The following is a 26021-nucleotide window of genomic DNA, read 5'->3' as shown; positions in this document are numbered from 1 at the left end:
CTTGCGCGGTGCACCGCGCAAGATCACCGCCGGGGTGAGGTGAGGTGAGGTGAGGTGAGGCGGGGACCAGGGGGCGGGTGGCCGCGGGAGGGGGTGTGCGGGGCTGCTCACCGCACGAGGGAGCCGGCCGGACCGGAGCTTCCCCACACCGATCCGACCGGCTCGGGATCCAGCATGGCACGCCCGTGCGGTCCTGTCAGCCCCGCGGCCGGGCCGGGCGCGCGCCGGCGCGCGGGGCCCTCAGCCGAGGCCGGTGGCGGCGCGCACGTCGGCGCGCACCCGCTCCAGCTGCGCCGCGGCCCGCTCGCGCGCCGCCTGCAGCTGCTGCGCGGAGGCGTCGGCGGGCACGTCCACCACGACCTCGCAGTAGCACTTCAGCTTCGGCTCGGTGCCGCTGGGGCGGACGACGACGCGGGCGCCGTCGGCGGTCCGGAAGCGCAGGCCCTCGGTGGGCGGCAGCCCGTCGACGCCGTCGGCGAGGTCGTCCACCGAGGTGACGGGGGAGCCGCCCAGGGCGGCCGGGGGGTGCTCGCGCAGCCGGCCCACGGCGCGGGCGGTGAGCGCCGGGTCCGCCACCCGCAGCGTGACGGGGGCGGTGAGGTGGACGCCGTCGAGGCGGTCGAGGTCGTCGAGGACGTCCTCCAGCGTGCGGCCGGCGGCCAGCTCGCGGCGCACGAGGCCGGCGACGAGCACCGAGGCGGAGATCCCGTCCTTGTCGCGCACGACCCGCGGCGCCACGCAGTAGCCGATCGCCTCCTCGTAGCCGTACGTCAGGCCGGGCACGCGGGCGATCCACTTGAAACCGGTGAGGGCGGCGGCGAAGGAGGCGCCCCGGCGGGCGGCGGTGCGGGCCAGGGCCTGCGAGCTCACCAGCGAGCAGGCCAGCACGGCGCCCTCGGCGGCCAGCTCGTCGCCGAGCACCCGCCCCAGCTCGTCACCGCTGAACGTGCGGAAACCCCCGCCGCCGCGGCGGGGGACGGCCACGCAGCAGCGGTCGGCGTCGGGGTCGACCGCCAGCACGAGGTCGGCACCCACCTGCGCGGCCAGCGCCAGCGCCCGGTCCAGCGCACCCGCCTCCTCGGGGTTCGGGAACGGCACGGTGGGGAAGTCCGGGTCCGGGTCGGCCTGCTCGGCGACGACGTGCACGTCGTTGAAACCGCTGCGGCGCAGGGCTTCCAGCAGCACCGGACCGCCCACCCCGTGCATCGGGGTGACGACGAGGCGCACCGGCGGCGCCGCGGGCGGGACCTCGCGGGCGACGGCGGCGACGACCGCGGCGAGGTACTCCTCGACGACGTCCTCGCCGAGCACGCTCCAGCCGTCCGCGGCGCGCGGCAGCCGCGCGAGGGGGCCGACCGCTGCGATGGCCGCCGCGATCTGCGCGTCCACCGGCGGGACGATCTGCACCCCGCGCCCCTCCTCGGTGCTCGTGCGGCCACCGAGGTAGACCTTGTAGCCGTTGTCCTGCGCGGGGTTGTGGCTGGCGGTCACCATCACGCCCGCGTCGGCGCCGGTGCGGCGCACCGCCCACGCCAGGACGGGCGTGGGCAGCGCGCGCGGCAGCAGCAGCACCTCGCACCCGGCGGCCGTGAGCACGGCCGCGGAGTCGTCGGCGAAGTCGCGCGAGCGGTGCCGCGCGTCGAAGCCCACGACGACGCGCGGGCGCTCCGCGCGCTCGGTCAGCCACGCGCCCAGCCCGGCCGCGGCGCGCTGCACGACGGCGCGGTTCATCCGGTGCGGCCCGGCGCCCAGCGCGCCGCGCAGCCCCGCGGTCCCGAACTCCAGCGGGCCGCTGAAGCGGTCCGCGAGGTCGGCGGCCGCGGCCGCGTCCCCGGCCCCGGCGGCCGCCAGCAGCCGCACCAGCTCCGCCCGGTCGCGCTCGTCGGGGTCGTCGGCCGCCCACGCCCGGACGCGGGCCGCCAGCCCGTCGCGCACCCCGGCGCTCAGGCCGGCGCTCGGGCCGGCGCTCAGGCCGGCGGACGGCGCGGCAGGGGTTCCCGCGGGGGTCCCGGCGGGCGGGTCGGCGGGCAGGTCGGCGCTCACGGGCCTCACCCTACGAGCGCGGGTACCGTCGCCCGCATGACGACGGACCCGAGCGGGCACCCGGGCGAGCGGCCGGGCGGGCGGCCGGGCGAGCGGCCGGCCGGTGGGCGGGACGGTGAGCCGGTGCGCACGTTCGCCGACCTCGTCGCGCGGGCGGTGCGGCTGGCCGGGCGCGGGCGGGCGGTGCTGGGCCTGGCCGGGGCGCCCGGTGCCGGCAAGAGCACGCTGGCGCAGGCGCTGGTCTCCGCGGTGCCCGGCGCCCAGCACGTGCCCATGGACGGGTTCCACCTCGCCGACGTCGAGCTCGAGCGCCTGGGCCGGCGCGGGCGCAAGGGCGCTCCGGACACCTTCGACGCCGCCGGCTACGCCGCGCTGCTGGCGCGGTTGCGGGCGCAGCCGCAGGAGCCGGGCGCGGCCGTCGTCTACGCCCCGGCCTTCGACCGCGAGATCGAGCAGCCCGTCGCGGGCAGCATCCCGGTGTTCGGGGACACCCGGCTCGTGGTGACGGAGGGGAACTACCTGCTGCTGAGCGACGGCGGCTGGGGTGCGGTGCGCCCGCTGCTGGACGAGGTCTGGTTCGTCGACGTCCCCGGCGGCGCGCGCACCGAGCGCCTCGTGGGCCGCCACCGGCGCTTCGGCAAGCCCCGCGAGGCCGCGCTCGCCTGGGTCCGCGACGTCGACGGCGCCAACGCCGAGCTCGTCGACGCCGCGCGCGACAGCGCCGACCTCGTCGTCCCCGGCGACCTGCGCCTGCAGCGCGGCCCGGCCCGGTGACGGGCGCGGGGATCCCCGTCGTCGTCCTGGCCGGTTTCCTGGGCGCCGGGAAGACGACGGTGCTCAACCAGCTGCTGCGCTCGGCGGCCGACGTGCGCCTCGGGGTCGTCGTCGACGACTTCGGCGCCGTCGGCGTCGACGCGCTGCTCGTCGCCGGCCGGGCCGACGCGACCGTCTCGCTGGAGGACGGCTGCCTGTGCTGCTCCACCGAGGACGGGACGGTCGAGGAGCTGCTGGCCCACCTCGCCGCGCCCCGGCGCGGACCCCGGCTGGACGCCGTGCTCATCGAGGCCAGCGGCGTCGCCGAACCCGCGGCCGTGGTGCGCCAGGTGCTCGCCAGCCGGGTGCCGGGCGTGGAGCACGGCGGGCTCGTCGTGGTCGTCGACGCCGTGGAGTTCGAGGCGACCCGGCTGCGCCACCCGCGCCTGGACGACCACGTCGCGATGGCCGACGTGCTGCTGCTCACCAAGACCGACCTGGTGGACGACGAGCAGCTGGCCCGGGTGGCCGCGCGCTGCCGCGGGCTGAACGCCTTCGCGCCCGTGGTGCCGGCCGCGCACGGGCGGGTGGACCCGCGCCTGCTCTTCGAGGTGGGCCCGCCCCGCCGTCGCCAGCTGGTGCTGGGCGAGGAGCCCGACCACGCCGAGCACCTGCACACCGCCTACGACGCGGTGACCTTCACCAGCGAGGCGCCGCTGGACCCGCGGGCCTTCGTGCGCTGGCTGGACGCCCGGCCCTCCGGCGTCTTCCGCGTCAAGGGCTTCGCGCACTTCGCCGTCAGCGGCCACGAGCAGCGCTTCGTCCTGCACACCGTCGGGGCCGCTGTCCGCTTCGAGCGGGGACCGTGGCCGCGCCGGGCGCCGCGGCGCACCGAGCTCGTCCTCATCGGCGCCGGGCTGGACGCCGAGCGGTTGCGCGCCGACCTCGCGGCCTGCGTGCACGAGGGCGCACCGCTGGAGGACGAGCTGGCGATGATGGGCGTCCTGCGCAGCACCGAGGGGGCCTGAACCCGCGCGGTCCCCGCGTTTCCCGGGGGTGGCGCGGGGGTAGGCCAGCCCCATGACCAGACCGGTGCACGAGCAGGTCGTCGTCGTCCTCGGCGCGTCGAGCGGGATCGGCCGGGCCACGGCGCTGGAGTTCGCCCGCCGGGGCGCGGCCGTCGTCTGCGCCTCGCGCAGCACCGCCGCGCTCGGGACGCTGGTGGACGAGATCACCGCCGGCGGCGGGCGGGCGGTGGCGGTGCCGACCGACATCACCGACCCCCTGGCGCTGGACCACCTCGTGCACGAGGCCGAGGAGCGGTTCGGGCGCGTCGACACCTGGGTCAACGACTCCGCGGTCAGCGTCTACGGCACCGTGCTGCAGACCCCGCTGGTCGACTTCCGCCGCGTCGTGGAGGTGAACCTCCTCGGCCACGTGGCCGCCAGCAAGGTGGCCGTCCCCGCGCTGCTGCGCGCCGGTGGCGGGGTGCTCGTCGGGATCGCCTCGGTCGAGGGCGTGCGCTCGCTGCCGATGCACGCGCCCTACACGGCCTCCAAGTTCGCCCTGCGCTCGTTCTACGACTCCCTGCGGGTGGAACTGGCCCAGGACGGTGCACCGGTGGCCGTCAGCACGATCCTGCCCGCGAGCATCGGGACGCCGTTCTGGGAGAACTCCCGCAACCACACCCGCACCCTCACCAAGCCGCCGCCCCCGGTGTACGCGCCGGAGCTGGTGGCCCGCACGATCGTCCGGGTGGCGGAGCACCCGCGCCGGGAGGTCGCGGTGGGCGGGGCGGCGGTCGGCTTCGTCCTGGGCCAGCGGTTCAGCCCGGCCCTCACCGACCTGGTGCTCAGCCTGGTGGGCCGCACCGCGCAGACCAGCGACCGCCCCGACGACGGCCGGGACATCCTCGAGACCCCGACGCCCGGGCCGGGGCAGGTGCACGGCGACCACGTGACGCACCTGGTCCGCCGCAGCCCCTTCACCGCGCTGGCGGCGCGCTTCGTGCGCCCGGGCGAGGCGCTGCTCGCGCTGCGGGCCCGGCTGGCCCGCTGAGGCCCGGGCCGGGCGCCCCCGCCCGCGGGCCGCTCAGGCGGAGGTCCGCACCCACGAGTGCGGGGTGCCGACGAGGTCGTCCAGGGCGGCCCGGCACTCGCCGGGCACGTCCTCGCGCCCGCCGAGCACCGGGTACAGGTCGAAGGCGCTGAACAGCCGGTGCGCGCAGGGCGGCAGCGCGGCGACCCGCAGCCGCCCGCCGCGCTCGCGCGCGCCGGCGGCCAGGGCGATGAGCACCCCGACGGCGCGGCAGTCCAGGAACGTCGTCGAGGACAGGTCGAGGACGACGCAGCGGGCGCGGTCGAGGGCGGCGCGCACCTCGGGCGCGGTCCGCTCGACGGTGTCGGCGTCCAGGTCGCCGCGGACGCGGACGACGCGCACGGGGCCGGCCCAGCGGTGCCGGACGACGAAGTCGGGGGAGTCCACGAGAACCTCCAGCGGGCCTGCGCGGTGGCGGCCCACTGTCGGACGTGGCACGACGCTAGACCTGCCCGGGCCCGGGCACAACCGGCCGGCGGGACCGGGATCCGGAAACCCGGGGATCCGGGGACCCGGGGATCCGGGGATCCGGTGGAGCGTCGAACCGGTGCAGCCGTGCACGGGAACGCCGCCGACCCGCGGCCACGGCGGGCCCGGTGGCCCGGCGGCGATGAGTCCGGCGGCCGCCGCGGGTCGGCACCCGCGACACCCGCGAGGCGGGGGAAAGGGCGGTGCGACGTGTCGGAGGCTCCACCTACTGTCGGTCCCATGGCATCGGTCGAAGCACCAGCGGTCCACGCGCCGGCGGTCCAGGCTCGAGGGCTCGTGAAGCGGTACGGCGACGTCACGGCGGTGGCGGGCGTCGATCTGGAGGTGCCGACGGGCACCGTCCTGGCCCTGCTGGGCCCCAACGGCGCGGGCAAGACGACGACGGTCCGGATGCTGACGACGCTGCTGGTCCCCGACGAGGGCAGCGCCACGGTCGCGGGCGTGGACGTCGCGGCCGACCCGCGCGAGGTGCGCCGCCGCATCGGCCTGTCCGGCCAGTACGCGGCGGTCGACGAGAACCTCACCGGGCTGGAGAACCTCGACATGGTGGGGCGGCTGTACCACCTGGGCCGCAAGCGCTCCAAGGAGCGGGCGTGGGAGCTGCTGGAGCAGTTCGACCTCACCGACGCGGCCAAGCGCGTCACCAAGACCTACTCCGGCGGCATGCGCCGCCGCCTCGACCTCGCGGGGGCGCTGGTGGCCGAGCCGCCCGTGCTCTTCCTCGACGAGCCGACCACCGGCCTGGACCCGCGCAGCCGCAACGACATGTGGGACCTGCTGACGCGGATGGTCGGCGGCGGCACGACGCTGCTGCTGACCACGCAGTACCTGGAGGAGGCCGAGCGCCTCGCCGACGACATCGTCGTCATCGACCACGGCCGCGTCATCGCCCGCGGCACCGCCGACGACCTGAAGACCCAGGTCGGCGGCCAGCGCGTGGAGGTGGTCGTGGGTTCCGAGGCCGACGTGGACACCGCCGCCGCCGTGCTGCACGAGGTGGCGGCCGGCGAGCTGCAGGTGGAGCGCCGGGCCCGGCGGATCACCGCACCGGTGACCTCGGGCAGCCGGGCCCTCGTGGACGTGCTGCAGCGCCTCGCCGAGGTGGGTGTCGTCCCGCTCGACGCGGGCGTGCGGCGCCCGACGCTGGACGACGTGTTCCTGACCCTGACGGGCAAGCCCGCCGAGGAGGTCGCCGGCGGCGACGACCCGGCGCGACCGGTGGCCGAGGAGGTGCGCTCGTGAGCGCTGTGACGGAGGTGCTCGCCGACAGCTCGGTGATCGCCAAGCGGAACATCCTGAAGATCACCCGGATCCCCGACCTGCTGGTGGGCACCCTCATCTCGCCCATCATGTTCATCCTGCTGTTCGGCTACGTCTTCGGCGGCGCGATCGCGGTGGGGGGCGGCAACTACCGCGAGTTCCTCGTCCCGGGCATCTTCGCCCAGACGGTCATCTTCGGCGCCACCGTCACCGGTGCCGGGATCGCCGACGACATGCAGAAGGGCATCATCGAGCGCTTCCGCTCGCTGCCGATGGCCCAGTCCTCGGTGCTGGTGGGCCGCACGGCCTCCGACGTCGTCCTCAACGTCATCGTCACGGTCATCATGTCCCTGACCGGCCTGCTCATCGGCTGGCGGATCCGCACCTCGCTGCTCGACGCCGTCATCGGCTACGCGCTGCTGCTGCTGTTCGCCTACGCGATCTCCTGGGTCATGGGCCTGCTCGGGCTGCTCATCCGCACCCCGGAGGCGTTCAACAACCTGACGTTCCTGACGATCTTCCCGCTGACGTTCATCACCAACGCGTTCGTCCCGCTGGAGTCCTTCCCCGGTCCGCTGCGGACGGTCGCGGAGTGGAACCCCGTCTCCACCCTCGTGCAGGCCGCGCGCGAGCGCTTCGGCAACGTGCCCCCGCAGACGGAGCTGTCCAGCTGGTCCCTGCAGAACTCCGAGCTCTACACCCTGCTGTGGATCGTGGTGATCCTCGCGGTGTTCGTGCCGCTGGCCACCCGGCAGTACCGGAGGGCCGCGGCCCGCTGAGCGGCCGCCGACGCCCGCCGACCGCTTCCCCGGGTCCGGCGGGCCCGGCGGCCCGGTGCGCGGCTCCCCCCGTGGTGCGGGGGGAGCCGCGCGTCACAGCAGCGGGACGACCCCGGCCAGCAGCGCCGCGCAGCGCGGGGCCGCGTCCCGGCCGGCCTGCAGGACCTCCTCGTGCGAGAGCGGCTCGCCGCCGATGCCGGCGGCCAGGTTCGTCACGAGCGAGAAGCCGAGGACCTCCAGCCCGGCGTGGCGGGCGGCGACGGCCTCCAGGCCGGTGGACATCCCCACCAGCTGCGCACCGAGGACGCCGGCCATCCGCACCTCCGCGGGCGTCTCGTACTGCGGCCCGCGGAACTGCGCGTAGACGCCCTCGGGCAGGTCCGGGTCCACCCGGCGGGCCAGGGCGCGCAGCCGGGAGGAGTACAGGTCGGTCATGTCGACGAACGTCGCCCCCTCCAGCGGGGACTCGCCGGTGAGGTTGAGGTGGTCGGACACCAGCACGGGCGAGCCCGGCGGCACGGCCGGGTCCAGCCCGCCGCAGCCGTTGGTGAGCACCACCGCGCGGCAGCCGGCCGCCGCGGCCACCCGCACGCCGTGCGCGACGGCGCGCACCCCGCGGCCCTCGTAGACGTGGGTGCGCGGCAGCACCAGCGCCCGCAGCGGCTGGGCGCCCTCGCGGGCGACGGCGATCGAGCGCACGAGACCGGCGTGGCCGACGACCGCGGGTGCGCTGAAGCCGGGCAGCTCCGTCGCCGGGAAGCGCGCCACGCCCTCGCCGAGCCGGTCGGCCGCGGCCGCCCAGCCGGAGCCCAGGACGAGGGCGACGTCGTGGCCGTCGACGCCGGTGAGCTCGGCCAGGCGGGCCGCCGCGCGCGCCGCGAGCTCGAAGGGGTCGGCGCCGTCGGCGGTGCCGTGGCCGTCGGCGGGGGAGGGGGCGCTGGTCACGGCTGCTCCTCAGACGTCGTTGGAGCGGCAGGGGCGGGCCCGCAGGGCCAGCACGTAGTCGTGCGGGGCGCCGCCGGCCTCGGCGGCGTCGGCCAGCCCGCCCAGGTAGCGGGCCGTCGGCAGCCCGCCCTCGTAGTCGTCGAGGACGTACGTCCACGCCACCACGTCGCCGTCCAGCGTCTTCACCCGCACCCGGATCTTGCGGAACAGCCCGATGCCCATGCCCTCGGCCGCGTCGAGGCGCTCCTCGTCGCTGTCGGTGATGTCGTAGAGGGCGACGTACACCTGGTCGCCGGGCGCCTCCACGACCGTCGCGATGGGCCCCTCCCAGCTGCGGTCCTCCCCGCCGAAGGTCAGCCGCCAGTCCGTCAGCCAGCCGGTGGAGCGCAGCGGCGAGTGCGGAGCCTTGCGCGCCATCGTCTCGGGGTGGAGGTTGGAGGCATACGCGGCGTAAGCGGGCACGGTGTCAGAGGGTAGTGGGACCATGGCCGGGTGAGTCCCACCAGTGCGTCTCCCATGGCCAAGGCCCAGCGCGTCGCCGTCCTCGGTGGAGGCCCCGGCGGCTACGAGGCGGCCCTCGTCGCCGCCCAGCTCGGCGCCGACGTCACCGTGCTCGAGCGCGACGGCCTCGGCGGCTCGACCGTCCTCACCGACGTCGTCCCCTCCAAGACGCTCATCGCCACCGCCGAGCTCATGACCACCGTGGGCGGGGCCTCCGAGCTCGGCGTCCGCTTCCCCGGCGGCGGCACCGGGGACCACGACACCACCGGCTCGGTGAGCGTCGACCTCGCCCGCATCAACGAGCGGGTCAAGGCGCTCGCGAGCGCCCAGTCCGCCGACATCCGCACCCGCCTGGAGAAGGAGGGCGTGCACCTGCTCTCCGGCCGCGGCCGCCTCGACGGGCCGAACGCCCTCGTCGTGGAGGACGGCGAGGACGCCGGCGCGCGCGTGGAGGCCGACGTCGTCCTCGTCAGCACCGGCTCCAGCCCCCGCACGCTGCCGGCCGCGCAGCCGGACGGCGAGCGCATCCTCACCTGGAAGCAGGTCTACGACCTCAAGGAGCTGCCCGAGCACCTCATCGTCGTCGGCTCGGGCGTCACCGGCGCCGAGTTCGCCAACGCCTACGAGGCGCTCGGCGCGCACGTCACCCTCGTCTCCTCGCGCGACCGCGTCCTGCCCGGCGAGGACGCCGACGCCGCCGAGGTGCTCGAGGGCGTCTTCCGCCGCCGCGGCATGGACGTCGTCTCCCGCTCGCGCGCCGAGGAGGTCGTGCGCCACGGCGACACCGTCACCGTCACGCTGTCCGACGGGCGCACCCTGGAGGGCTCGCACTGCATCGTGGCCGTCGGCGCGATCCCCAACACCTCCGGCATCGGGCTGGAGGAGGCCGGGGTCTGGACCTCGGAGTCGGGGCACATCGACGTCGACAAGGTCTCGCGCACCTCCGCGCGCGGCGTGTACGCGGCCGGCGACTGCACGGGCGTCTTCCCGCTCGCCTCGGTGGCGGCCATGCAGGGGCGCATCGCCATGTGGCACGCCCTCGGCGACACCGTGGCGCCGCTGCGGCTGCGCTCGGTCGCCTCGACCGTCTTCACCTCCCCCGAGATCGCCACCGTCGGCTGGACGCAGGGCCAGATCGACTCCGGCGAGGCGCAGGGCGAGATCGTCAAGCTGCCGCTGTCCACGAACGCGCGCGCGAAGATGCTCGGCATCCACGACGGCTTCGTGAAGCTGTTCTGCCGCACCGGTTCCGGCACGGTCATCGGCGGCGTCGTCGTCGCGCCGAGGGCCAGCGAGCTCATCTTCCCGGTGACCCTGGCGGTCGAGAAGCGGCTCAACGTCGACGACGTCGCGCACGCCTTCACCGTCTACCCCTCGCTCACCGGCTCCCTGGCCGAGGCCGCGCGGCAGCTGCACGTCACGGGCGACTGACCGGCGGGCCGGGGTCCGAGGCGGTGCGCACCCCCTGTCCGCGGTGGGGCCAGCCCCACCACGGACAGGGGGGTGCGCACCGTCCCGCGGGGCGGGGTGCTCGCCCTAGGGTCGGCACGTGAGCACCCTTCCGCTGGACCGGCCCCCCGTCGCCGCCCCGCTGCGGCGCTGGGCCGAGGGCTGGTGGGCCGTCGTCCACCTGACGCTCCACCTCGTCGTCCTCGCCCTGCACCTGACCGCGCTCGTGCTGCTGGTCGTGGGCACGGCCCTCGTGCCGGTGCTCGGCGTCGGCGTCCTCCTGCTGTGGCCGACGCGGCGGCTGCTCGCGCTGTGCGCCCGCCTGGAGCGCTACCGGCTGGCCGCCGTGCTCGACGTGCACGTGCCCGCCCCGCCGCGCTGCGCGGCCACCGGCCCGGCCTGGCGGCGCCTCGCCCTCGACACGCGCTCCTGGCGCACCGCCGGGCACCTGGCCGTCCTCGTCACCCTGGGCACGGTCGGCGGCACCGTCGTGCTCGCCCTGACGTCCACCGGGCTCGCGGCCCTGCTCGCCCCCTCCGCCAGCGCCGGGCTGGGGCACGGCGGCGAGTACGGCTGGCCGTTCGGCATCCCCGGCACCCTGCGCGCCCCCGCGCTCGCCGTCGTCCTCGCGGGCGCGCTGCTGCTCCTGGCGGCGCCGCTGCTGGCCCGCGCCCTGGTCGCCGTGGAGGTCCTCACCGCGCTGGCGCTGCTGGGCCCGGGTCGCGGCGAGCGCGAGGCGGAGCTGCGCCGGCGGGTGGACGTGCTGACCTCCACCCGCGAGCGCACGGTGGACTCCGTCGAGGCCGAGCGCCGCCGCATCGAGCGCGACCTGCACGACGGCCCGCAGCAGCGCCTGGTCTCGCTGGCCATGCAGCTGGGCATGGCCAAGCGGGCGCTGGAGCGCGGCGGTCCCGACGCCGCCTCCGAGCACCTGGAGGCCGCGCGCAGCGCGGCCAGCGCCGCCATCTCCGACATGCGCCACGTCGCCCGCGGCATCCACCCCCCGGTGCTCACCGACCGCGGGCTCGACGCCGCCCTGTCCGCGCTGGCCGCGGCCTCGCCGGTCGCGGTGGTCGACGTCGAGGTGCACTTCCCGCCGAGCGAGCGGCCCAGCTCCACGGCCGAGGCCATCGCCTACTTCTGCGTCTCCGAGGCGCTGACGAACACCGCCAAGCACGCCCGCGCCTCGCGCGTCGTGGTGCAGCTGTGGCGCGAGGGCGACGCGGCGGACGGGCGCGCCGACCTGCTGCGGCTGCGGGTCAGCGACGACGGCGTCGGCGGCGCCGCCCCGGCCGACGGCACCGTCGCCTCCGGGGGCAGCGGCCTGCGCGGGCTCGGCGACCGCCTGGCCGCGGTCGACGGCTGGCTGCACGTGGTCAGCCCGCGGGGCGGCCCGACGGTGCTGGAGGCCGGTGTCCCGTGGGGCGCGGGCGGTGGCCGCTGATGCGCGTCGTCCTGGCCGAGGACTCGGTGCTGCTGCGCGAGGGGCTCGTGCAGCTGCTGCGCCTGGAGGACGTCGACGTGGTCGCCGCCGTCGAGGACGCCGAGGCCCTGCTGCGGGCGGCCGACGAGCACGTGCCCGACCTCGTGCTCACCGACGTGCGGATGCCGCCGACCTTCAGCGACGAGGGGCTGCGCGCGGCCATCGCGGTGCGCAGCCGGCACCCGGGCACCGCGGTGGTCGTCCTCTCGCAGTACGTGGAGGAGCGCTACGCGGCGGAGCTGCTGGGCGGCAGCACCCGCGGGGTGGGCTACCTGCTGAAGGACCGCGTCGGCGACGTGGAGGAGTTCGTCTCGACGTTGCGGCGGGTGGCGGCCGGCGGCACGGCCGTCGACCCCGAGGTGGTCTCGCAGCTGCTCTCGCGCGCCTCCCGCGACGACCCGCTGGAGCGGCTGACCCCGCGGGAGCTGGAGGTCCTGCAGCTGATGGCGGAGGGCCGCTCCAACGCGGCGGTCGCCGCCCGGCTCGTCGTCACCGACAAGGCGGTGGAGAAGCACGTGTCGAACATCTTCGCCAAGCTCGGCCTGCCGCCGGACACCGAGGACCACCGCCGCGTGCTGGCGGTGCTGCGCCACCTCGAGGCGGCCGCGCGCCCGGGGACCCGGCCGTGAGCGCGCCCACCGCCGCGGTCCCCGCGGGTTCCGCGCCCGCGCCGGCCCGCCGCCCGCGCGGGCGGGCGGCCTTCGCCGCCGCGGCCGCCGTGCTCGTCGCGGTGGCCACCGCCGGCGCGCTGGGCGAGCTGTCCGCGACGACCTCGACGAGCACCCGCACCTTCGCGCAGCCGGCCGGCGCGCTGAGCGTCGTCGGCGACGACGGCGACGTGGACGTGCGCACCGGGCCGGCCGGGAGCCCGCTGACGGTGACGAGCACGGTCCGGGAGGGCTTCTCGCGCGCGGGCGCGAGCGCCGAGCTGGCCGGCGGCGTCCTGCGGCTGTCCTCCTGCGGCGACGGCGGCAGCTGGCTGGTGACGTGCCGGGTCTCCCACGTCCTCACCGTGCCCGAGGACCCGGCGCTGGAGCTGGACGTGCGCACCGGCCTGGGCGACCAGAGCTACCGCGGGACCTTCGCCGCGGTGCGCGCCGAGCTCGGCGCCGGTGACCTCGACTGGTCCGGCGCCGGCGCCCAGCGGCTCGTGGTCTCCACCGGCGCCGGCGACGTCGACGTCGAGGGCGCGGTGCAGGACCTCGCGGCGCGCACCGGCGCCGGCGACGTCGACGTGGACCTGGAGGTCGCGCCGCAGCGGGTCGACGTGCGCACCGGCGCGGGGGACGCGGCCGTGCAGCTGCCCGGCGGCACCGCGTACCGCGTCGAGGCCGACAGCGGCCTGGGGGACGAGGAGGTGGAGGTCGACTCCGACCCGGCCTCCCCGCGGCAGGTGCGCGTCAGCACCTCCGTGGGGGACGTGAGCGTCGAGGCGCGCTGAGCGCCCGGGCGCGGGCCCGGGCGCACCCGCTCAGGCGTCGACGATCTCGCAGAGGACGCTGCCGGTGGTCGTCGTGTCGCCCTGCTGGGCGGTGAGGCCGCTGATCCGCCCGGCGCGGTGCGCCAGCAGCGGCTGCTCCATCTTCATGGCCTCCAGCACCGCGACGAGGTCGCCCTCGGCCACGGTGTCGCCGTCGGCGACGAGGACCTTCACGATCGTGCCCTGCATCGGGGTCACCAGGGCCGCGGGGTTGGCGGCGCTGCCCCCGGCCTTGCCCTTGCCGCGGCCCTTGCCGCGGTGGGTGGCCGAGCGGTAGGCGCGGGCGACCGCCGCGCCGGTGGCCACCCCGGCGCGGGAGATCTCGTGCCCGGCGCGGGAGAGCTGCGCGTTGAGCTGCTCGACGGGGAAGGAGACCTCCAGCCGCTTGCCGGCGACCTCGACGACGACCGTCTCGCGGTGCGCCGCAGGCTCTCCACCGGCCTCCAGCGCGCCGGGGCCCGGCAGGGTCGAGGCGTCGAACTCGGTCTCGATCCAGCGGGTGTGGACGCGGAAGCCCTCGGGCGTGGTGGCCGCGAACGCCGGGTCGGTCACGACCGCGCGGTGGAAGGGCAGCACCGTCGGCACGCCCTCCACGGCGAACTCGCCGAGCGCGCGGGCCGCGCGGGCCAGCGCCTGCTCGCGGGTGGCGCCGGTGACGACGAGCTTGGCCAGCAGCGAGTCGAAGTCCTGGGAGATCTCCACCCCGCCGTCGACGGCCGCGGCGCGCGGGTCGATGCCGGTGTCCACCCGCACCCCCGGCCCCGTCGGCAGCGAGAAGCGGGTGAGCTTGCCCGGGCGCGGCAGGAACCCGGCGGCGGGGTCCTCGCCGTTGATGCGGAACTCGATCGAGTGGCCGCGGCCGGCGACCTCGGTGTAGCCGAGGTGCTCGCCGCGGGCGATGCGGAACTGCTCGACGACCAGGTCGAGGCCGCTGACCTCCTCGGTGACCGGGTGCTCGACCTGCAGGCGGGTGTTGACCTCCAGGAAGGCCAGCGTGCCGTCGGCGGCGACGAGGAACTCCACCGTGCCGGCCCCGACGTAGCCGGCCTCGCGCACGATCGCCAGCGAGGCCCGGCGCAGCTCGGCGTCCTGCTCGGGGCTCAGGAACGGCGCGGGCGCCTCCTCGACGAGCTTCTGGTGGCGCCGCTGCAGCGTGCAGTCGCGGGTGGAGACGACGACCGCGCCGCCGTGGGCGTCGGCCAGCACCTGCGTCTCCACGTGGCGGGGCCGGTCCAGGTAGCGCTCCACGAAGCACTCCCCGCGCCCGAAGGCGGCCTCGGCCTCGCGGACGGCGGAGGCGAACAGCTCGGGGACGTCCTCGCGCTCGCGGGCCACCTTCAGCCCCCGCCCACCACCGCCGTAGGCGGCCTTGATCGCGATCGGCAGCCCGTGGGTGTCGACGAAGGCCAGCACCTCCTCGGGACCGGCGACCGGGTCGGGGGTGCCGGCCACGAGCGGGGCGCCCGCGCGGGCGGCCAGGTGGCGGGCGGAGACCTTGTCGCCGAGCGCCTCGATGGCCGCCGGCGGCGGGCCGATCCACGTCAGGCCCGCGTCGAGGACGGCCTGCGCGAACGCGGCGTTCTCCGAGAGGAACCCGTAGCCGGGGTGGACGGCGTCGGCGCCCGAGCGCAGCGCCACGTCGACGATCTTGGCGCCGTCGAGGTAGGACTCCCGCGCGCTGGTGCCGCCGAGCGCGTAGGCCTCGTCGGCCATCCGCACGTGCAGCGCGTCGCGGTCGCCCTCGGAGTAGACGGCGACGGAGGCCAGGCCGGCGTCGCGGGCGGCGCGCACGACGCGGACGGCGATCTCGCCGCGGTTGGCGACGAGGACCTTGGTCACCGGGCCCGTGACGGGCCCTCCTCCCGCGTCGCCCGTCGCACCGGTGGTCGGCATCGGGTCGGGGGAGGTCATGCGGCGTCTCCGAACATCGAGGTGGGGATCGGGTCCCCGGCACGTCGGGGGGTGGGACGAGGGGTGAGACTACCCGCGCGCGGCCCACAAGTCGGTCCAGAGGACGCCCGCTTCGCGCACGAGGTCGCGCAGCAGCGGCAGCGAGACCCCCACGACGGCGTGCGGGTCGCCCTCGACGCCGCGCACGAAGGCCCCGCCCAGGCCGTCGATGGTGAACGCGCCGGCCACCGCGAGCGGCTCGCCGGTGGCGACGTAGGCCTCGACCTCGGCGTCGGTGACGTCGGCGAAGTGGACGGTGGTGCTCGCCACGCCGCCCAGCGTCGCGCCGGAGCCGTCCTCGCGGGCGTCCACCAGCCAGTGCCCGGTGTGCAGCACGCCGCTGCGCCCGCGCATGGCGCGCCAGCGGGCCCGGGCGTCCTCGGCGTCGGCGGGCTTGCCGAGCACCTGCACGACGCCGTCGGCGCCCTCGAGGGCCAGCACGCTGTCGCAGCCGAGCACGAGCGCGTCCTCGGCGACCTCCTCGCGGCCGGCGACGTCCTCGGCCTTGGCCTTGGCCAGCAGCAGGCAGACGTCCTCGGCGTCGGTGACGCCGTAGCGGGCGACGACGGCGGGCTCGTCGACGTCGGAGACCAGGACCGCCGGGTCCAGCCCCGCGGAGCGCAGGGTGGCCAGGCGGGCGGGGGAGGCGGAGGCGAGCAGCAGCGACGTCACCCCGTCATCGTTCCACCCCGCCACCTGTGGACAACTCGTGATCTTCCGCGGTGCACCGTGGAAGATCACGAGTCGTCAACAGGGTCAGGGGTCAGGGGGTGCCCAGCAGGGCCGAGCGCAGCACGTCCATGCCCACGGAGCCGACGTCGAGGGCCCGGCGGTGGAAGGACCTCAGGTCGAAGGCGCCGCCCTCGGCGGCGGCGGCGTCCTCGCGCAGCGCCGTCCACAGCCGCTCGCCGACCTTGTAGCTGGGCGCCTGCCCGGCCCAGCCGAGGTAGCGGTCCAGCTCGAAGCGCAGCACGTCGGGGTGGTTGCCGGAGACCGAGCGCAGGTACGCCCACGCCTTCTCGTAGCTCCAGGCGCCGCCGCCGACCTCGGCCGGCGCGGGGAAGCCGCAGTGCACCCCGACGTCCAGCACGACGCGGCCGGCGCGCAGCAGCTGGGCGTCGAGCATGCCGAGGACCTCGCCGGGACCGCGCAGGAAGCCCAGGTCCTGCATGAGGCGCTCGGCGTACAGGGCCCAGCCCTCGCCGTGCCCGGAGATCCAGCAGCCCTGCCGGCGCCAGCGGTTGAGCACCTCGCTGCGCACGGCGGTCTGCCCGATCTGCAGGTGGTGGCCGGGCACGCCCTCGTGGTGCACGGTGGTGGCCTCGCGCCAGGTGGAGAACGTGCTCTGCCCCGGCGGGACCGCCCACCACATCCGCCCCGGGCGGCTGAAGTCCTCGCTGGGGCCGGTGTAGTAGATCCCCCCGCCGGTCGTCGGCGCGATGCGGCACTCCAGCCGGCGCACCTGCGCGGGGACGTCGAAGTGCGTGCCGTCCAGCGCCTCGAGCGTCTCGTCGGAGCGGTCCTGCATCCAGGCGCGGAAGTTCTCCGCCCCCTCGATCACGGCGCCCGGGTCGGCGTCCAGCGCGGCGGCGGCCGCGGCGACGTCCGCGCTGCCGGTGAGGCCGCGCGCCACGGCGGCCATCTCGGCGCGCAGCCGCGCGACCTCCTCCAGCCCCCACGCGTAGGTCTCCGCGAGGTCGACGCGGGCGCCGACGAAGTACCGCGACAGCAGCTCGTAGCGCTCCGGGCCGACGGCGTCCGCGGCGGGCGCCCGGGCGGCCAGCTCGGTGCGCAGGAACTCCGCGAGCCGCGCGTAGGCGCCGGCGGCCAGCGCCGCGGCGCGCTCGGGGCCCTCGCCGCGGCCGGCGGCGAACGCGGCGAAGAACCCGTCGGGGGCCGCGTGGGAGTCGGCCTCCGCCGCGCACGCCCGCACCTGGCGCAGCGCCGCGACCCGGCCCGCGGCGGCCGCCGCGCGCAGGCTCTGCACGTAGCCGTCGACGGCCGCGGGCACCTCGGCCAGGCGCTCGGCGGCGGCGGCCCAGTCCTCGGCGCCCTCGGTGGGCAGCAGGTCGAAGACCATGCGCAGGTCCTGCAGCGGGGAGGCGATGACGTTGAGGTCGCCGAGGGTCTCGCCCGCCTCGTGCAGCGCGACCTCCAGGCCCAGGCGGTCGGTCATCGCCGCCACCGTCACGCGGTCGACGTCGTCGGCGACGGGGGTGGCGCCCAGCGCGGCCAGGGTGGCGCGGTTCGCCGCGGCGAGCGCCTCCAGGCCGGCGGGGGAGCGGTCGCCCAGCCCCGGCGCCGCGTCGGGCGCGCCCAGCGAGAGCGCGAGGGTCGGCTGCAGCCGCAGCGTCGTGGCGAAGTGCTCCTCGGCGACCGCGTCGACGGCCGTGGGCGTGCGCGCTGGGATCTCCACCGCGCCGACACTAGGGACCGCCGGGCGCCCCCGCGATCCCGCCCCGCCGTCGGCGCGGCGGGCCTCAGGCCCGGGCCGCGGCGGTGAGCAGCGGGACGAGGCGGTCCAGCTGCCAGGGGATGTTGAGCACCGTCGCCGACGTCGCCGACACCAGGCTCTCGTCGTCCAGCCAGGCGACGGCGCCGGCGGCCACGGCGGGCATCGTCGAGTACACCGGGTCGGCGGTGAACTGCTCGCGGGTCTGCCCGCCGTAGCCGACGACGAGGTCGCTGTCGAGGTCGCGCACGCGCTCCTTGGCGACCTCGGCGTAGAAGGTCGGCGTCGAGTCGGCGAGGGCGCCGACGCCGGGGGCGTCGACGAGGCCGAGCGCGTGGAGCAGGTCCACGCGCGGGTCGCCGGGCAGGTAGACGGACAGGTTCGCGTCGGTGGCGTAGACGTAGCTGAACGTCCTGCCCCGCAGGTCCGGGCTGGCGGCGGCGCGCTCGGCGAGGTCGGCCTCGGTGTCCGCCACCAGCTGCTCGGCCTGCGCGGAGCGCCCGACGGCCCGCCCGACGAGCGTCGTCTGGTCCTGCCACGTCGTCAGCCACGGCTGGTCGGGGTAGGCGACGGTGGGGGCGATCCGCGACAGCGAGGCGTAGTCGGTGTCGGTGATGCCGGAGTAGACGGCGAGGACCAGGTCCGGCGCCAGCGCGGCGATCTGCTCGAGGGGGACCTCGCCGGTGTCCGGGTTGGGCAGGAACCGCGTGGTCGCGGCGTCGAAGCGCCCCTGCCACCACGGCAGCGTGCCGTCCTCCAGGGCGCCGTAGGTGACCTCGGGCACCGCGAGCGGCTGCAGGTCGAGCGCCCACAGCACGTCCTGGGAGCCCCAGCCCAGGCAGACGATGCGCTGCGGCTGCGCCTCGACCGTCGTCGAGCCCAGGGCGTGCTCGACCGTCACCGGGAACGCGCCCGCCGCCGCGGAGCCGGTGGCGGTGCCCGTGGTGTCCTCGGCGCCCGCCCCGCCGGTGGTCGCGGGAGCGTCCTCGCCGCCGCACGCGGTCAGGCCCAGGGCCGTCAGGGGGGCGGCGAGCAGCAGGGAACGGCGGGACGGGCGCACGGCATCTCCACGAGGACGAGGTCGGTCAGGGTAGGCACACCTCACCACATCGCGGTGCCGTTCGGGAAGCCGCTCAGGCCTGCGCGACGACCGCCTCGCCCTCCACGCGCACCGCGAACGGCGTCAGCGGGTCCGTGGCCGGCCCGGCCAGCACGGCGCCGGTGAGGAGGTCGAAGCGCGAGCCGTGGCACGGGCAGTCCAGCTCCGCGCCGGCCACGACGACGGCGCAGCCCTGGTGCGTGCAGCGCGCCGAGAAGCCGACCACCTCCGCGTCGGCGGGCCGGGCCACGACGACCGGCACCCCGTCGGAGGCCTCGACGACGACGGCCGAGCCGACCGGCACGGCCGACAGCGCGGTCAGGGCGGCCGCCGCGGCGACGGAGGGGGCGGGGGAGGCGGACGTGGTGGGCGCGGCGCTGGAGGTGGCGCTGGAGGAGGTGGCGCTCGGCGCCCCGCTCGCCGCGCCCCCGCCGGCGTCCTCGTCCGCCCCGCACGCGGCCAGCGCGGAGGCGCCGCCGAGGGCGCCGGCGGCCGCGATCGCGCGGCGGCGGCTGAGCGCCGCCCCGGTCGGGGCGTGCGGGGTGCGTCGGGTCCGGTCCACGGGGGCCTCCGGTGCGTCGGTGCGTCGGGCGACGCCGCCGGGCGCGGCGTCACCGGTGCAACGGGACCGGGGGGCCGGGAGGTTCACCGGCCGCGCGTAGCGTGCCGGGGTGGACAGCCCCTGGAGCGACCTGGACCGGCCGCCGCTGCGCGTGCTGCCGCTGCGCCGGGCGCTGCTCGGCCCCGGCGGCTGGAGCGCGCTGGACGTCGTGGCCAGCACCGGCTCCACCAACGCCGACCTGCTGGCCCGCGAGGACGCCCCCGACGGCAGCGTCCTCGTCGCCGACCACCAGGACGCCGGCCGCGGCCGGCTCGGGCGCACCTGGAGCGCGCCGCCGCGCTCCGGCCTGGCCGTCTCGGTGCTGCTGCGCCCGCGGCGGCCGGTGGCCGACTGGCCGCTGCTGCCGCTGGTCACCGGCACCGCCGTCGTGGACGCGCTCGTGGAGCTGGGCGTGCAGGCGCGGCTGAAGTGGCCCAACGACGTCCTGCTCGAGGGGCCCGACCGGCCGGGGAAGGTCTGCGGCGTCCTGGCCGAGGTGCGCGGCGAGCGCGTCGTGCTCGGGGCCGGGATCAACGTCTCGCTGCGCACCGACGAGCTGCCGGTGGACACGGCCACCTCGCTGGTGCTGGCCGGGGCGCGCAGCGCCGACCGCGACACCGTGCTGCGCCGCTACCTGCGGGCGCTGCGCACCCGCGTGGACGCCTGGGCGGCCGGGGAGCCGGTGCTGCCCGCCTACCGCGCGGTCAGCGCGACGATCGGCGCGCAGGTGCGCGCCCACCTGCCCGACGGCAGCGCGCTGGAGGGGCTGGCCGTCGACGTCGAGGACGACGGCCGGCTGGTGGTGCAGGACTCAGGCGGCACCCGGCGACGTCTCGCGGCGGCGGACGTCGTCCACCTGCGCCGCCGCTGAGGCGCCCGGCGCCGGCCCGCCCTGCGCGGGGGCCGACGGGCCGTGCGCGGGTGCCGACGGGCCCTGCGCCGCGGGCGCGGTGCGCCGGGACGGGTGCGCCTCCCAGCCCTCCTCGCGCAGCTCCTCGACGAAGACGAAGCGCCGGTAGGCCCACCAGCGGAAGAGCGTGCCGAGCGCGACCCCGACGACCTTGGCGGAGACGTTCGTGGCCAGCGGCCCGCGCAGGTCGAGCACGTAGTACGTGAAGGCCAGGCAGGCCAGGGAGATGAGCAGCCCGGCGCCGTTCATGAGGAAGAAGAGCACCAGCTCGCGCGGTGCGGAGGCGCGCCGGCGGTGGCGGAAGGTCCAGTAGCGGTTGCCCAGCCACGCCACGACGATGCTCACCACGACCGAGATCACGTTGGCCGTCAGCGGCTTGTGGTGCAGCACGCCGACACCGTCGGGACCCGCGTAGCGCAGCAGGTTGAAGATCCCGAAGTCGGTGACGAAGGCGACCCCGCCGACGATCCCGAACTTGGCCGCCTCGCGGACCAGCACCTCGTAGGTGTCGCGCAGCCGGCGCACCAGCCCCCGCTGGTCGCCGGTGTGCTGGTCGGTCGTTCCCTCGCCGGTCACAGCGTCCTCTCCGTCAGCGCGTCGCCCCCGGGCCCCGGGTGTCCATCGGGCGCGGAGCACGCAGTCTGACGGGTCGGGCTGGGAACGGGCTCCACGTCACCGTTCGGAGCGCGAGCGTGTCTTCGACGGGTCGAGGTGGTCCTCCATCTTCATGGCTCCGACGATGCCGATGACGACGAGCGCCACGCAGGCGATCACGGTGAACACGGACGTCCCCCTCCATGGGTTGCCCCCGCCGGGCCGCGGGCGCTGCGGCAAGGGTGGCGCACATCGCGGCCGCGGGCATCCCGACCCGCCGCGGTGGCCTACCCTCGGCAGACGTGACGACCGCGCCCGCGCCACGCCCCCGGACCGACGACCGGCCCCACGACCGGCCCCGCGACCGGCCCGACCCGGCCCCCTACGACCGTCCCGGCGGCTTCCCCGTCGTCGGCGTCGTCGGCGGCGGTCAGCTGGCCCGCATGATGCAGCCGGCCGCGGTCGCGCTGGGCCTGCGGCTGCGCGTGCTGGCCGAGGGCCCGGGCACCAGCGCCGCGCAGGTGGTCAACCCGGCACCGGTCGGCGCCGCCGACGACCTGGAGGCCCTCGTGGCCTTCGCCGCCGACTGCGACGCGGTGACCTTCGACCACGAGCACGTGCCCGGCCCCGGGCTGCGCGCGATGGCCGCGGTGACCAGCGTGCAGCCCGGGGCGGACGCCCTCGTGCACGCCCAGGACAAGGTCGTCATGCGCGAGCGGCTCACCGCCCTCGGCGTGCCGTGCCCGGCCTGGGCGCGGGTGGCCGACCGGGCCGCCGTCGAGGCCTTCGCCGCCACGGCCGGCTGGCCGCTCGTGCTGAAGACCCCGCGCGGCGGCTACGACGGCAAGGGCGTGCTCGTCCTCGACGGCCCCGACGACGCGCGGTGGGCCACCGCGCAGGCGTGGCTGGCCGACTGGTCCGGGCGCGGCGGGCTGCTGGCCGAGGAGCACGTGGCCTTCGCGCGCGAGCTGGCCGCCCTCGTGGTGCGCAGCCCCTCCGGGCAGGCCGCGGCGTGGCCGGTCGTGGAGACCGTGCAGCGCGACGGCGTCTGCCACGAGGTGACCGCGCCCGCGCCCGACCTGGACCCCGACCTGGCGGCCCGGCTGACCGAGGTGGCGCTGCGCATCGCCGGCGGCCTCGGCGTCACCGGCGTGCTGGCGGTGGAGGTCTTCGAGGTCGAGCGCGACGGGCGGCGCGAGGTCCTCGTCAACGAGCTGGCGATGCGCCCGCACAACTCCGGGCACTGGAGCATCGACGGCGCGGTGACCAGCCAGTTCGAGAACCACCTGCGCGCCGTCCTCGACCTGCCGCTGGGCTCGACGCAGCCGCGCGCCCCGTGGACGGTCATGGTCAACGTGCTGGGCCCGCGGGAGATCGAGGCCCGCCACGAGGACCTGTACCGCTCCTACCTGCACGTGATGGCGCACGACCCGGCCGTCAAGGTGCACCTGTACGGCAAGGAGCAGCGGCCCGGCCGCAAGCTCGGGCACGTCACCGCCTACGGCGAGGACCTGGACACCGTCCGCGCGCGTGCCCGGCACGCGGCGGCCTTCATCGCGGGGGAGATCGACGAGTGAGCGCACAGGGTGCGGCCCGGGTGGGCCTGGTCATGGGGTCCGACTCCGACTGGCCCGTCATGGAGGGGGCCGCCACGGCCCTCGACGAGTTCGAGGTGCCCTACGAGGCCGACGTCGTCTCGGCCCACCGCATGCCGCACGACATGGTCGCCTGGGGCGCCTCGGCGGCCGAGCGCGGGCTGCAGGTGGTGATCGCCGGCGCCGGCGGCGCCGCGCACCTGCCGGGGATGCTCGCCAGCGTCACCCCGCTGCCCGTCGTCGGCGTCCCCGTGCCGCTGCGCCACCTGGACGGGATGGACTCGCTGCTCTCCATCGTGCAGATGCCCGCCGGCGTCCCCGTCGCGACGGTCTCCATCGGCGGGGCGCGCAACGCGGGCCTGCTCGCGGTGCGGATCCTCGCCGCCACCGACCCGGAGCTGCGCGCGCGGATGGTGGAGTTCCAGGACTCCCTGCGCCAGGTCGCCTTCGACAAGGGCTCGACGCTGCGCGCCCGCACCCGCCGCGGGGGCGTCGGCTTCGGGAGCTGACGGCGGCCGCGGCCGGCGCCGGCGCTGCGGGTAGCGTCGGCGCGTGCCGCTGCAGACCGAGTCCCACCACGTCGACGGGCACGACGTGCACGAGCACGTCGTCACCGTCCCGCTCGACCGCACCGGCGCGGTGCCCGGCACGATCGAGGTGTTCGCCCGCGAGTACGTGCGCACCGGCCGCGAGGGCGCGCCCCGGCTGGTGTTCTTCCAGGGCGGGCCGGGGCACGCCGCGCCGCGCCCGGACGTCGTGGGCGGCTGGCTGGAGCGCGCGCTGCAGGAGCACCGCGTCGTCCTGCTCGACCAGCGCGGCACCGGCCGCTCCACCCCGCTGGACCGCCGCAGCCTGCCCGAGGTCGGCGACGCCGCGGCGCAGGCGGAGTTCCTGACGCACTTCCGCGCCGACGCGATCGTCGCCGACGCCGAGGCGCTGCGGCGCGAGCTCGGCGACGAGCCGTGGTCGGCGCTGGGCCAGAGCTACGGCGGCTTCTGCCTGACCACCTACCTCTCGCAGGCCCCGCAGGGGCTGCGGGAGGTCCTGATCACCGCCGGCCTGCCCGGGCTGACCACGAGCGCGGAGGACGTCTACCGCGCCACCTACGCGCAGACGGCGCTGCGCAACGAGGAGTTCTTCGCCCGCTACCCGCGCGACGCCGCGGTGGCGCAGGCGGTCGCGGACCACCTCGACGGCGAGCAGGAGCTGCTGCCGACGGGCGAGCGGCTCTCCTCGCGCCGCTTCCGCACGCTGGGCATCGCGCTGGGCCAGGCGTCGGGCTTCGACGCGCTGCACTTCGTGCTGGAGGACCCGTTCACCACCGTGCGCGGCGTGCGCCGGCTGCGCGAGCGCTTCCTCGTCGAGGTGGGCCGCCGGCTCTCCGCCGCCGCCGACCCGCTGTACGCGCTCGTCCACGAGAGCATCTACGCCCGCGGCGCCGCCACGCGCTGGGCGGCGCACCGCGTCCGCGACGAGTTCCCCGGGTTCGCCCTCGACGCCCCGCGGTTCGCCTTCACCGGTGAGCACGTCTACCCCTGGCAGTTCGAGGAGGACCCCGCGCTGGTGCCGCTGCGCGGTGCCGCCGAGCTGCTCGCCGCGCGCGAGGGGCTGCCCGCCCTCTACGACGAGGCCGTGCTCGCCGAGAACACCGTGCCCGTCGCGGCCGCCGTCTACGTCGACGACATGTTCGTGCCCTACGCCTCCAGCCGCGCCACCGCGCGGGCCGTGCGGGGGCTGCGGACGTTCGTGACGGACGAGTACCAGCACGACGGCCTGCGCCTGGACGGCGAGCGGCTGCTGGGGCTGCTGCTGGACCTGGTGCGCCGCTGAGGGGTGCCACCGGGGCACCCGTCCGGCGGTACCTGTGCAGCGCTGCGTGTCCACGTGGTCGCAGGAAGTTCAGCGTGGCCCCTTGTCCGTGGGCACTGCGCGCACCACACTCGGCCGGGTTCCACCCCACAGGCAGGAGACCACGTGCGCAAGATCGTCCTTTCCTCCGCGCTGAGCGTCACGCTCCTCGCGACCACCCTCGCGGTGACGCAGACGGCCTCGTCCGCGGACACCACCGACACGAGCAGCACCGACGCCACCACGGCCGCGACCGGCGAGACCAGCTACGTCGTCCTCTACGACGAGGGCACGACCGACGCCATGGCCCGCGCCCAGATCGCCGCCGCCGGCGGCACCGTCCTCTCCAGCAACGCCGAGGTCGGCTACGCCGTCGTCACCAGCGCCGCCGCCGACTTCACCGAGAAGACCGGCGCCGCAGCCGGTCTCGTCGGCGCCGCCGCCAACCGCAGCATCGGCACCGCGCCCAAGGACGCCGTCAGCGACACCGACGCCATCGAGCGCCTCACCGAGGCCGAGCGCGCCGAGGTCACCGGGGACGTCTCGCTGAAGGCGCTCGCCGCGCGGAAGCCGACCGAGGAACCGTTGGCGTCCCTGCAGTGGGACATGCGGGCCATCGGCGCCACCGCCGAGGGCAGCTACGCGACGCAGCCGGGCAGCGCGAAGGTCAGCGTCGGTGTCATCGACACCGGTGTCGACGGCTCCCACCCGGACATCGCGCCGAACTTCGACGCCGAGCTCAGCCGCAACTTCGTCACCGACCTGCCCGACATCGACGGCCCGTGCGAGGTCGAGGGCTGCGTCGACCCGGCCGACGTCGACGAGGGCGGGCACGGCACCCACGTCGCCAGCTCCATCGGTTCCCCGATCAACGGCGTCGGCATCGCCGGTGTCGCGCCGGGCGTGAACCTCGTCAACATCCGCGCCGGCCAGGACTCCGGGTTCTTCTTCCTGCAGCCCACGCTCGACGCCATCACCTACGCCGCCGACGCCGGCGTCGACGTCATCAACATGAGCTTCTACGTCGACCCGTGGCTGTACAACTGCCAGGCCAACCCGGCCGACTCCCCGGAGGAGCAGCAGCAGCAGCGCGTCATCGTCGCCTCGGTCCAGCGCGCCATCGACTACGCGCGCAGCAAGGGCGTGCTGCCAGTGTCCGCGTCCGGCAACGAGTCCACCGACCTCGGCGCGCCGGGCGTGGACACCACCAGCCCGGACTACCCGCTGGACGCCGAGGGCAACCCCACCGACGCCCGCGAGCGCACCATCGACAACGCCACCTGCCTGAACGTCCCGGCGGAGAACGACGGCGTCGTCACCGTGAACTCCACCGGCCCCTCGGGCCGCAAGGCGTACTACTCCAACTACGGCACCGAGCAGTCCGACGTGGCCGCCCCCGGCGGCGACGCCTACGACACCCCGAACGGCCGGGTCAGCCCCGGTGCCCAGGTCCTGGGCGCCTACCCCGAGAACGTCGCCGTCGCGGAGGGTGCCATCGACGAGGACGGCGAGCCCACCAGCCCGTTCGTCATCCGCGAGACCACCGCGGACGGGCAGGACGCCTACTACCAGTACGCGCAGGGCACCTCGATGGCCTCGCCGCACGCGGCCGGCGCAGGTGGCGGTGCTGACGAGCTCACCGGCGGTCGCGGAGACCCGGCGGTAGGTGTGCTCGGCGGGCACGGGGCACGGG

The 26021-nt window shown here is 76.6% G+C and carries 24 protein-coding genes; 14 read left to right on the top strand and 10 right to left on the bottom strand.

Annotated elements, in window-relative coordinates:
• Positions 1-240 precede the first annotated feature (240 nt).
• Positions 241-1947 (bottom strand): phospho-sugar mutase, encoded by a 1707-nt coding sequence (locus GTQ99_RS04125; RefSeq protein ID WP_420814506.1) that lies wholly within the window; start codon positions 1945-1947, stop codon positions 241-243.
• A 132-nt stretch (positions 1948-2079) separates the two neighbouring features.
• Between GTQ99_RS04125 and GTQ99_RS04120 the strand changes: the two genes are divergently transcribed.
• From GTQ99_RS04120 to GTQ99_RS04110, 3 genes are read left to right on the top strand one after another with little or no spacing between them, the layout of a single operon-like run.
• The gene (locus GTQ99_RS04120) at positions 2080-2817 is read left to right on the top strand and encodes a nucleoside/nucleotide kinase family protein (protein WP_166614470.1); all 738 of its coding nucleotides are present in this window, start codon (positions 2080-2082) and stop codon (positions 2815-2817) included.
• The gene (locus GTQ99_RS04115; protein ID WP_166614469.1) at positions 2814-3824 is read left to right on the top strand and encodes a GTP-binding protein; all 1011 of its coding nucleotides are present in this window, start codon (positions 2814-2816) and stop codon (positions 3822-3824) included. The genes GTQ99_RS04120 and GTQ99_RS04115 overlap by 4 nt, the downstream gene beginning before the upstream one ends.
• A gap of 52 nt (positions 3825-3876) precedes the next feature.
• Entirely contained in the window at positions 3877-4854 is a 978-nt protein-coding gene (locus GTQ99_RS04110) for an SDR family oxidoreductase (RefSeq protein ID WP_166614468.1), read from the top strand.
• A gap of 33 nt (positions 4855-4887) precedes the next feature.
• Here GTQ99_RS04110 and GTQ99_RS04105 read toward each other — a convergent pair whose 3' ends face one another.
• Positions 4888-5280 carry an STAS domain-containing protein gene (locus GTQ99_RS04105; protein WP_166614467.1) on the bottom strand — a complete coding sequence of 131 codons (393 nt, stop codon included), beginning with the start codon at positions 5278-5280 and terminating at the stop codon, positions 4888-4890.
• Between the two features lie 321 nt (positions 5281-5601).
• Here GTQ99_RS04105 and GTQ99_RS04100 point away from each other — a divergent pair, with 321 nt between their 5' ends.
• Both GTQ99_RS04100 and GTQ99_RS04095 read left to right on the top strand, forming a co-directional pair.
• Positions 5602-6624 carry an ATP-binding cassette domain-containing protein gene (locus GTQ99_RS04100; RefSeq protein WP_166614466.1) on the top strand — a complete coding sequence of 341 codons (1023 nt, stop codon included), beginning with the start codon at positions 5602-5604 and terminating at the stop codon, positions 6622-6624.
• A complete protein-coding gene (locus GTQ99_RS04095) occupies positions 6621-7421 on the top strand; it encodes an ABC transporter permease (protein ID WP_166614465.1) in 801 nt (266 codons plus the stop codon). Before GTQ99_RS04100 ends, GTQ99_RS04095 begins: the two co-directional genes overlap by 4 nt.
• Positions 7422-7514: 93 nt before the next feature.
• Here the strand turns inward: GTQ99_RS04095 and GTQ99_RS04090 are convergent, their stop codons facing one another.
• The gene (locus tag GTQ99_RS04090) at positions 7515-8366 is read right to left on the bottom strand and encodes a purine-nucleoside phosphorylase (RefSeq protein ID WP_166614464.1); all 852 of its coding nucleotides are present in this window, start codon (positions 8364-8366) and stop codon (positions 7515-7517) included.
• 9 nt (positions 8367-8375) lie between these two features.
• Positions 8376-8828: a gamma-glutamylcyclotransferase family protein gene (locus tag GTQ99_RS04085; RefSeq protein WP_338074708.1), complete on the bottom strand. Its 453-nt coding sequence runs from the start codon at positions 8826-8828 to the stop codon at positions 8376-8378.
• Between the two features lie 54 nt (positions 8829-8882).
• On the opposite strand from GTQ99_RS04085, the gene GTQ99_RS04080 reads away from it, so the two are divergent.
• From GTQ99_RS04080 to GTQ99_RS26615, 4 genes are all read left to right on the top strand, one after another.
• A complete protein-coding gene (locus GTQ99_RS04080; protein ID WP_166614474.1) occupies positions 8883-10298 on the top strand; it encodes an NAD(P)H-quinone dehydrogenase in 1416 nt (471 codons plus the stop codon).
• Between the two features lie 118 nt (positions 10299-10416).
• Positions 10417-11760 carry a histidine kinase gene (locus GTQ99_RS04075; protein ID WP_166614462.1) on the top strand — a complete coding sequence of 448 codons (1344 nt, stop codon included), beginning with the start codon at positions 10417-10419 and terminating at the stop codon, positions 11758-11760.
• Positions 11760-12428, top strand: coding sequence for a response regulator (locus GTQ99_RS04070; RefSeq protein ID WP_166614461.1), 669 nt, complete (start codon positions 11760-11762; stop codon positions 12426-12428). Before GTQ99_RS04075 ends, GTQ99_RS04070 begins: the two co-directional genes overlap by 1 nt.
• Positions 12425-13240: a DUF4097 family beta strand repeat-containing protein gene (locus GTQ99_RS26615; protein ID WP_166614460.1), complete on the top strand. Its 816-nt coding sequence runs from the start codon at positions 12425-12427 to the stop codon at positions 13238-13240. Before GTQ99_RS04070 ends, GTQ99_RS26615 begins: the two co-directional genes overlap by 4 nt.
• Before the next feature lie 30 nt (positions 13241-13270).
• On the opposite strand, the gene GTQ99_RS04060 is transcribed toward GTQ99_RS26615, so the two are convergent.
• From GTQ99_RS04060 to GTQ99_RS04040, 5 genes are all read right to left on the bottom strand, one after another.
• The gene (locus GTQ99_RS04060; protein WP_166614473.1) at positions 13271-15118 is read right to left on the bottom strand and encodes an ATP-binding protein; all 1848 of its coding nucleotides are present in this window, start codon (positions 15116-15118) and stop codon (positions 13271-13273) included.
• A 141-nt stretch (positions 15119-15259) separates the two neighbouring features.
• On the bottom strand, positions 15260-15901 hold the full coding sequence (locus GTQ99_RS04055) for a Maf family nucleotide pyrophosphatase (RefSeq protein ID WP_166614459.1): 642 nt from the start codon (positions 15899-15901) through the stop codon (positions 15260-15262).
• A 91-nt stretch (positions 15902-15992) separates the two neighbouring features.
• On the bottom strand, positions 15993-17645 hold the full coding sequence (locus tag GTQ99_RS04050) for a DUF885 domain-containing protein (RefSeq protein ID WP_338074706.1): 1653 nt from the start codon (positions 17643-17645) through the stop codon (positions 15993-15995).
• Positions 17646-17709: 64 nt separating this feature from the next.
• A complete protein-coding gene (locus tag GTQ99_RS04045) occupies positions 17710-18741 on the bottom strand; it encodes an ABC transporter substrate-binding protein (RefSeq protein ID WP_166614458.1) in 1032 nt (343 codons plus the stop codon).
• A 73-nt stretch (positions 18742-18814) separates the two neighbouring features.
• Positions 18815-19342: a Rieske 2Fe-2S domain-containing protein gene (locus GTQ99_RS04040; protein ID WP_166614457.1), complete on the bottom strand. Its 528-nt coding sequence runs from the start codon at positions 19340-19342 to the stop codon at positions 18815-18817.
• A gap of 109 nt (positions 19343-19451) precedes the next feature.
• Here GTQ99_RS04040 and GTQ99_RS04035 point away from each other — a divergent pair, with 109 nt between their 5' ends.
• Positions 19452-20252: a biotin--[acetyl-CoA-carboxylase] ligase gene (locus GTQ99_RS04035; RefSeq protein ID WP_166614456.1), complete on the top strand. Its 801-nt coding sequence runs from the start codon at positions 19452-19454 to the stop codon at positions 20250-20252.
• On the opposite strand, the gene GTQ99_RS04030 is transcribed toward GTQ99_RS04035, so the two are convergent.
• On the bottom strand, positions 20193-20867 hold the full coding sequence (locus GTQ99_RS04030) for a GtrA family protein (protein ID WP_166614455.1): 675 nt from the start codon (positions 20865-20867) through the stop codon (positions 20193-20195). The genes GTQ99_RS04035 and GTQ99_RS04030 overlap by 60 nt on opposite strands.
• Before the next feature lie 320 nt (positions 20868-21187).
• Between GTQ99_RS04030 and GTQ99_RS04025 the strand changes: the two genes are divergently transcribed.
• From GTQ99_RS04025 to GTQ99_RS04010, 4 genes are all read left to right on the top strand, one after another.
• Entirely contained in the window at positions 21188-22462 is a 1275-nt protein-coding gene (locus tag GTQ99_RS04025; RefSeq protein WP_338074705.1) for a 5-(carboxyamino)imidazole ribonucleotide synthase, read from the top strand.
• On the top strand, positions 22459-22989 hold the full coding sequence (gene purE, locus GTQ99_RS04020; protein WP_338074704.1) for a 5-(carboxyamino)imidazole ribonucleotide mutase: 531 nt from the start codon (positions 22459-22461) through the stop codon (positions 22987-22989). The genes GTQ99_RS04025 and purE overlap by 4 nt, the downstream gene beginning before the upstream one ends.
• Positions 22990-23032: 43 nt before the next feature.
• Positions 23033-24310 (top strand): alpha/beta fold hydrolase, encoded by a 1278-nt coding sequence (locus tag GTQ99_RS04015; RefSeq protein WP_166614453.1) that lies wholly within the window; start codon positions 23033-23035, stop codon positions 24308-24310.
• 144 nt (positions 24311-24454) lie between these two features.
• Positions 24455-26021: S8 family serine peptidase (locus GTQ99_RS04010; RefSeq protein ID WP_166614452.1), on the top strand; the 1567-nt coding region annotated here is incomplete at its 3' end.

The sequence above is a fragment of the Kineococcus vitellinus genome (assembly GCF_009906315.1).
Taxonomy (GTDB): Bacteria; Actinomycetota; Actinomycetes; order Actinomycetales; family Kineococcaceae; genus Kineococcus; species Kineococcus vitellinus.
The sequence above is the reverse complement of the archived record's forward strand: the minus strand, read 5'-3'. Positions and strand labels throughout refer to the sequence as shown.

Coding starts and splice junctions, on each gene's coding strand:
- GTQ99_RS04070 (WP_166614461.1), top strand. CDS start 11,760: ATGCGCGTCGTCCTGGCCGAGGACTCGGTGCTGCTGCGCGAGGGGCTC.
- GTQ99_RS04110 (WP_166614468.1), top strand. CDS start 3,877: ATGACCAGACCGGTGCACGAGCAGGTCGTCGTCGTCCTCGGCGCGTCG.
- GTQ99_RS04100 (WP_166614466.1), top strand. CDS start 5,602: ATGGCATCGGTCGAAGCACCAGCGGTCCACGCGCCGGCGGTCCAGGCT.
- GTQ99_RS04080 (WP_166614474.1), top strand. CDS start 8,883: ATGGCCAAGGCCCAGCGCGTCGCCGTCCTCGGTGGAGGCCCCGGCGGC.
- GTQ99_RS04120 (WP_166614470.1), top strand. CDS start 2,080: ATGACGACGGACCCGAGCGGGCACCCGGGCGAGCGGCCGGGCGGGCGG.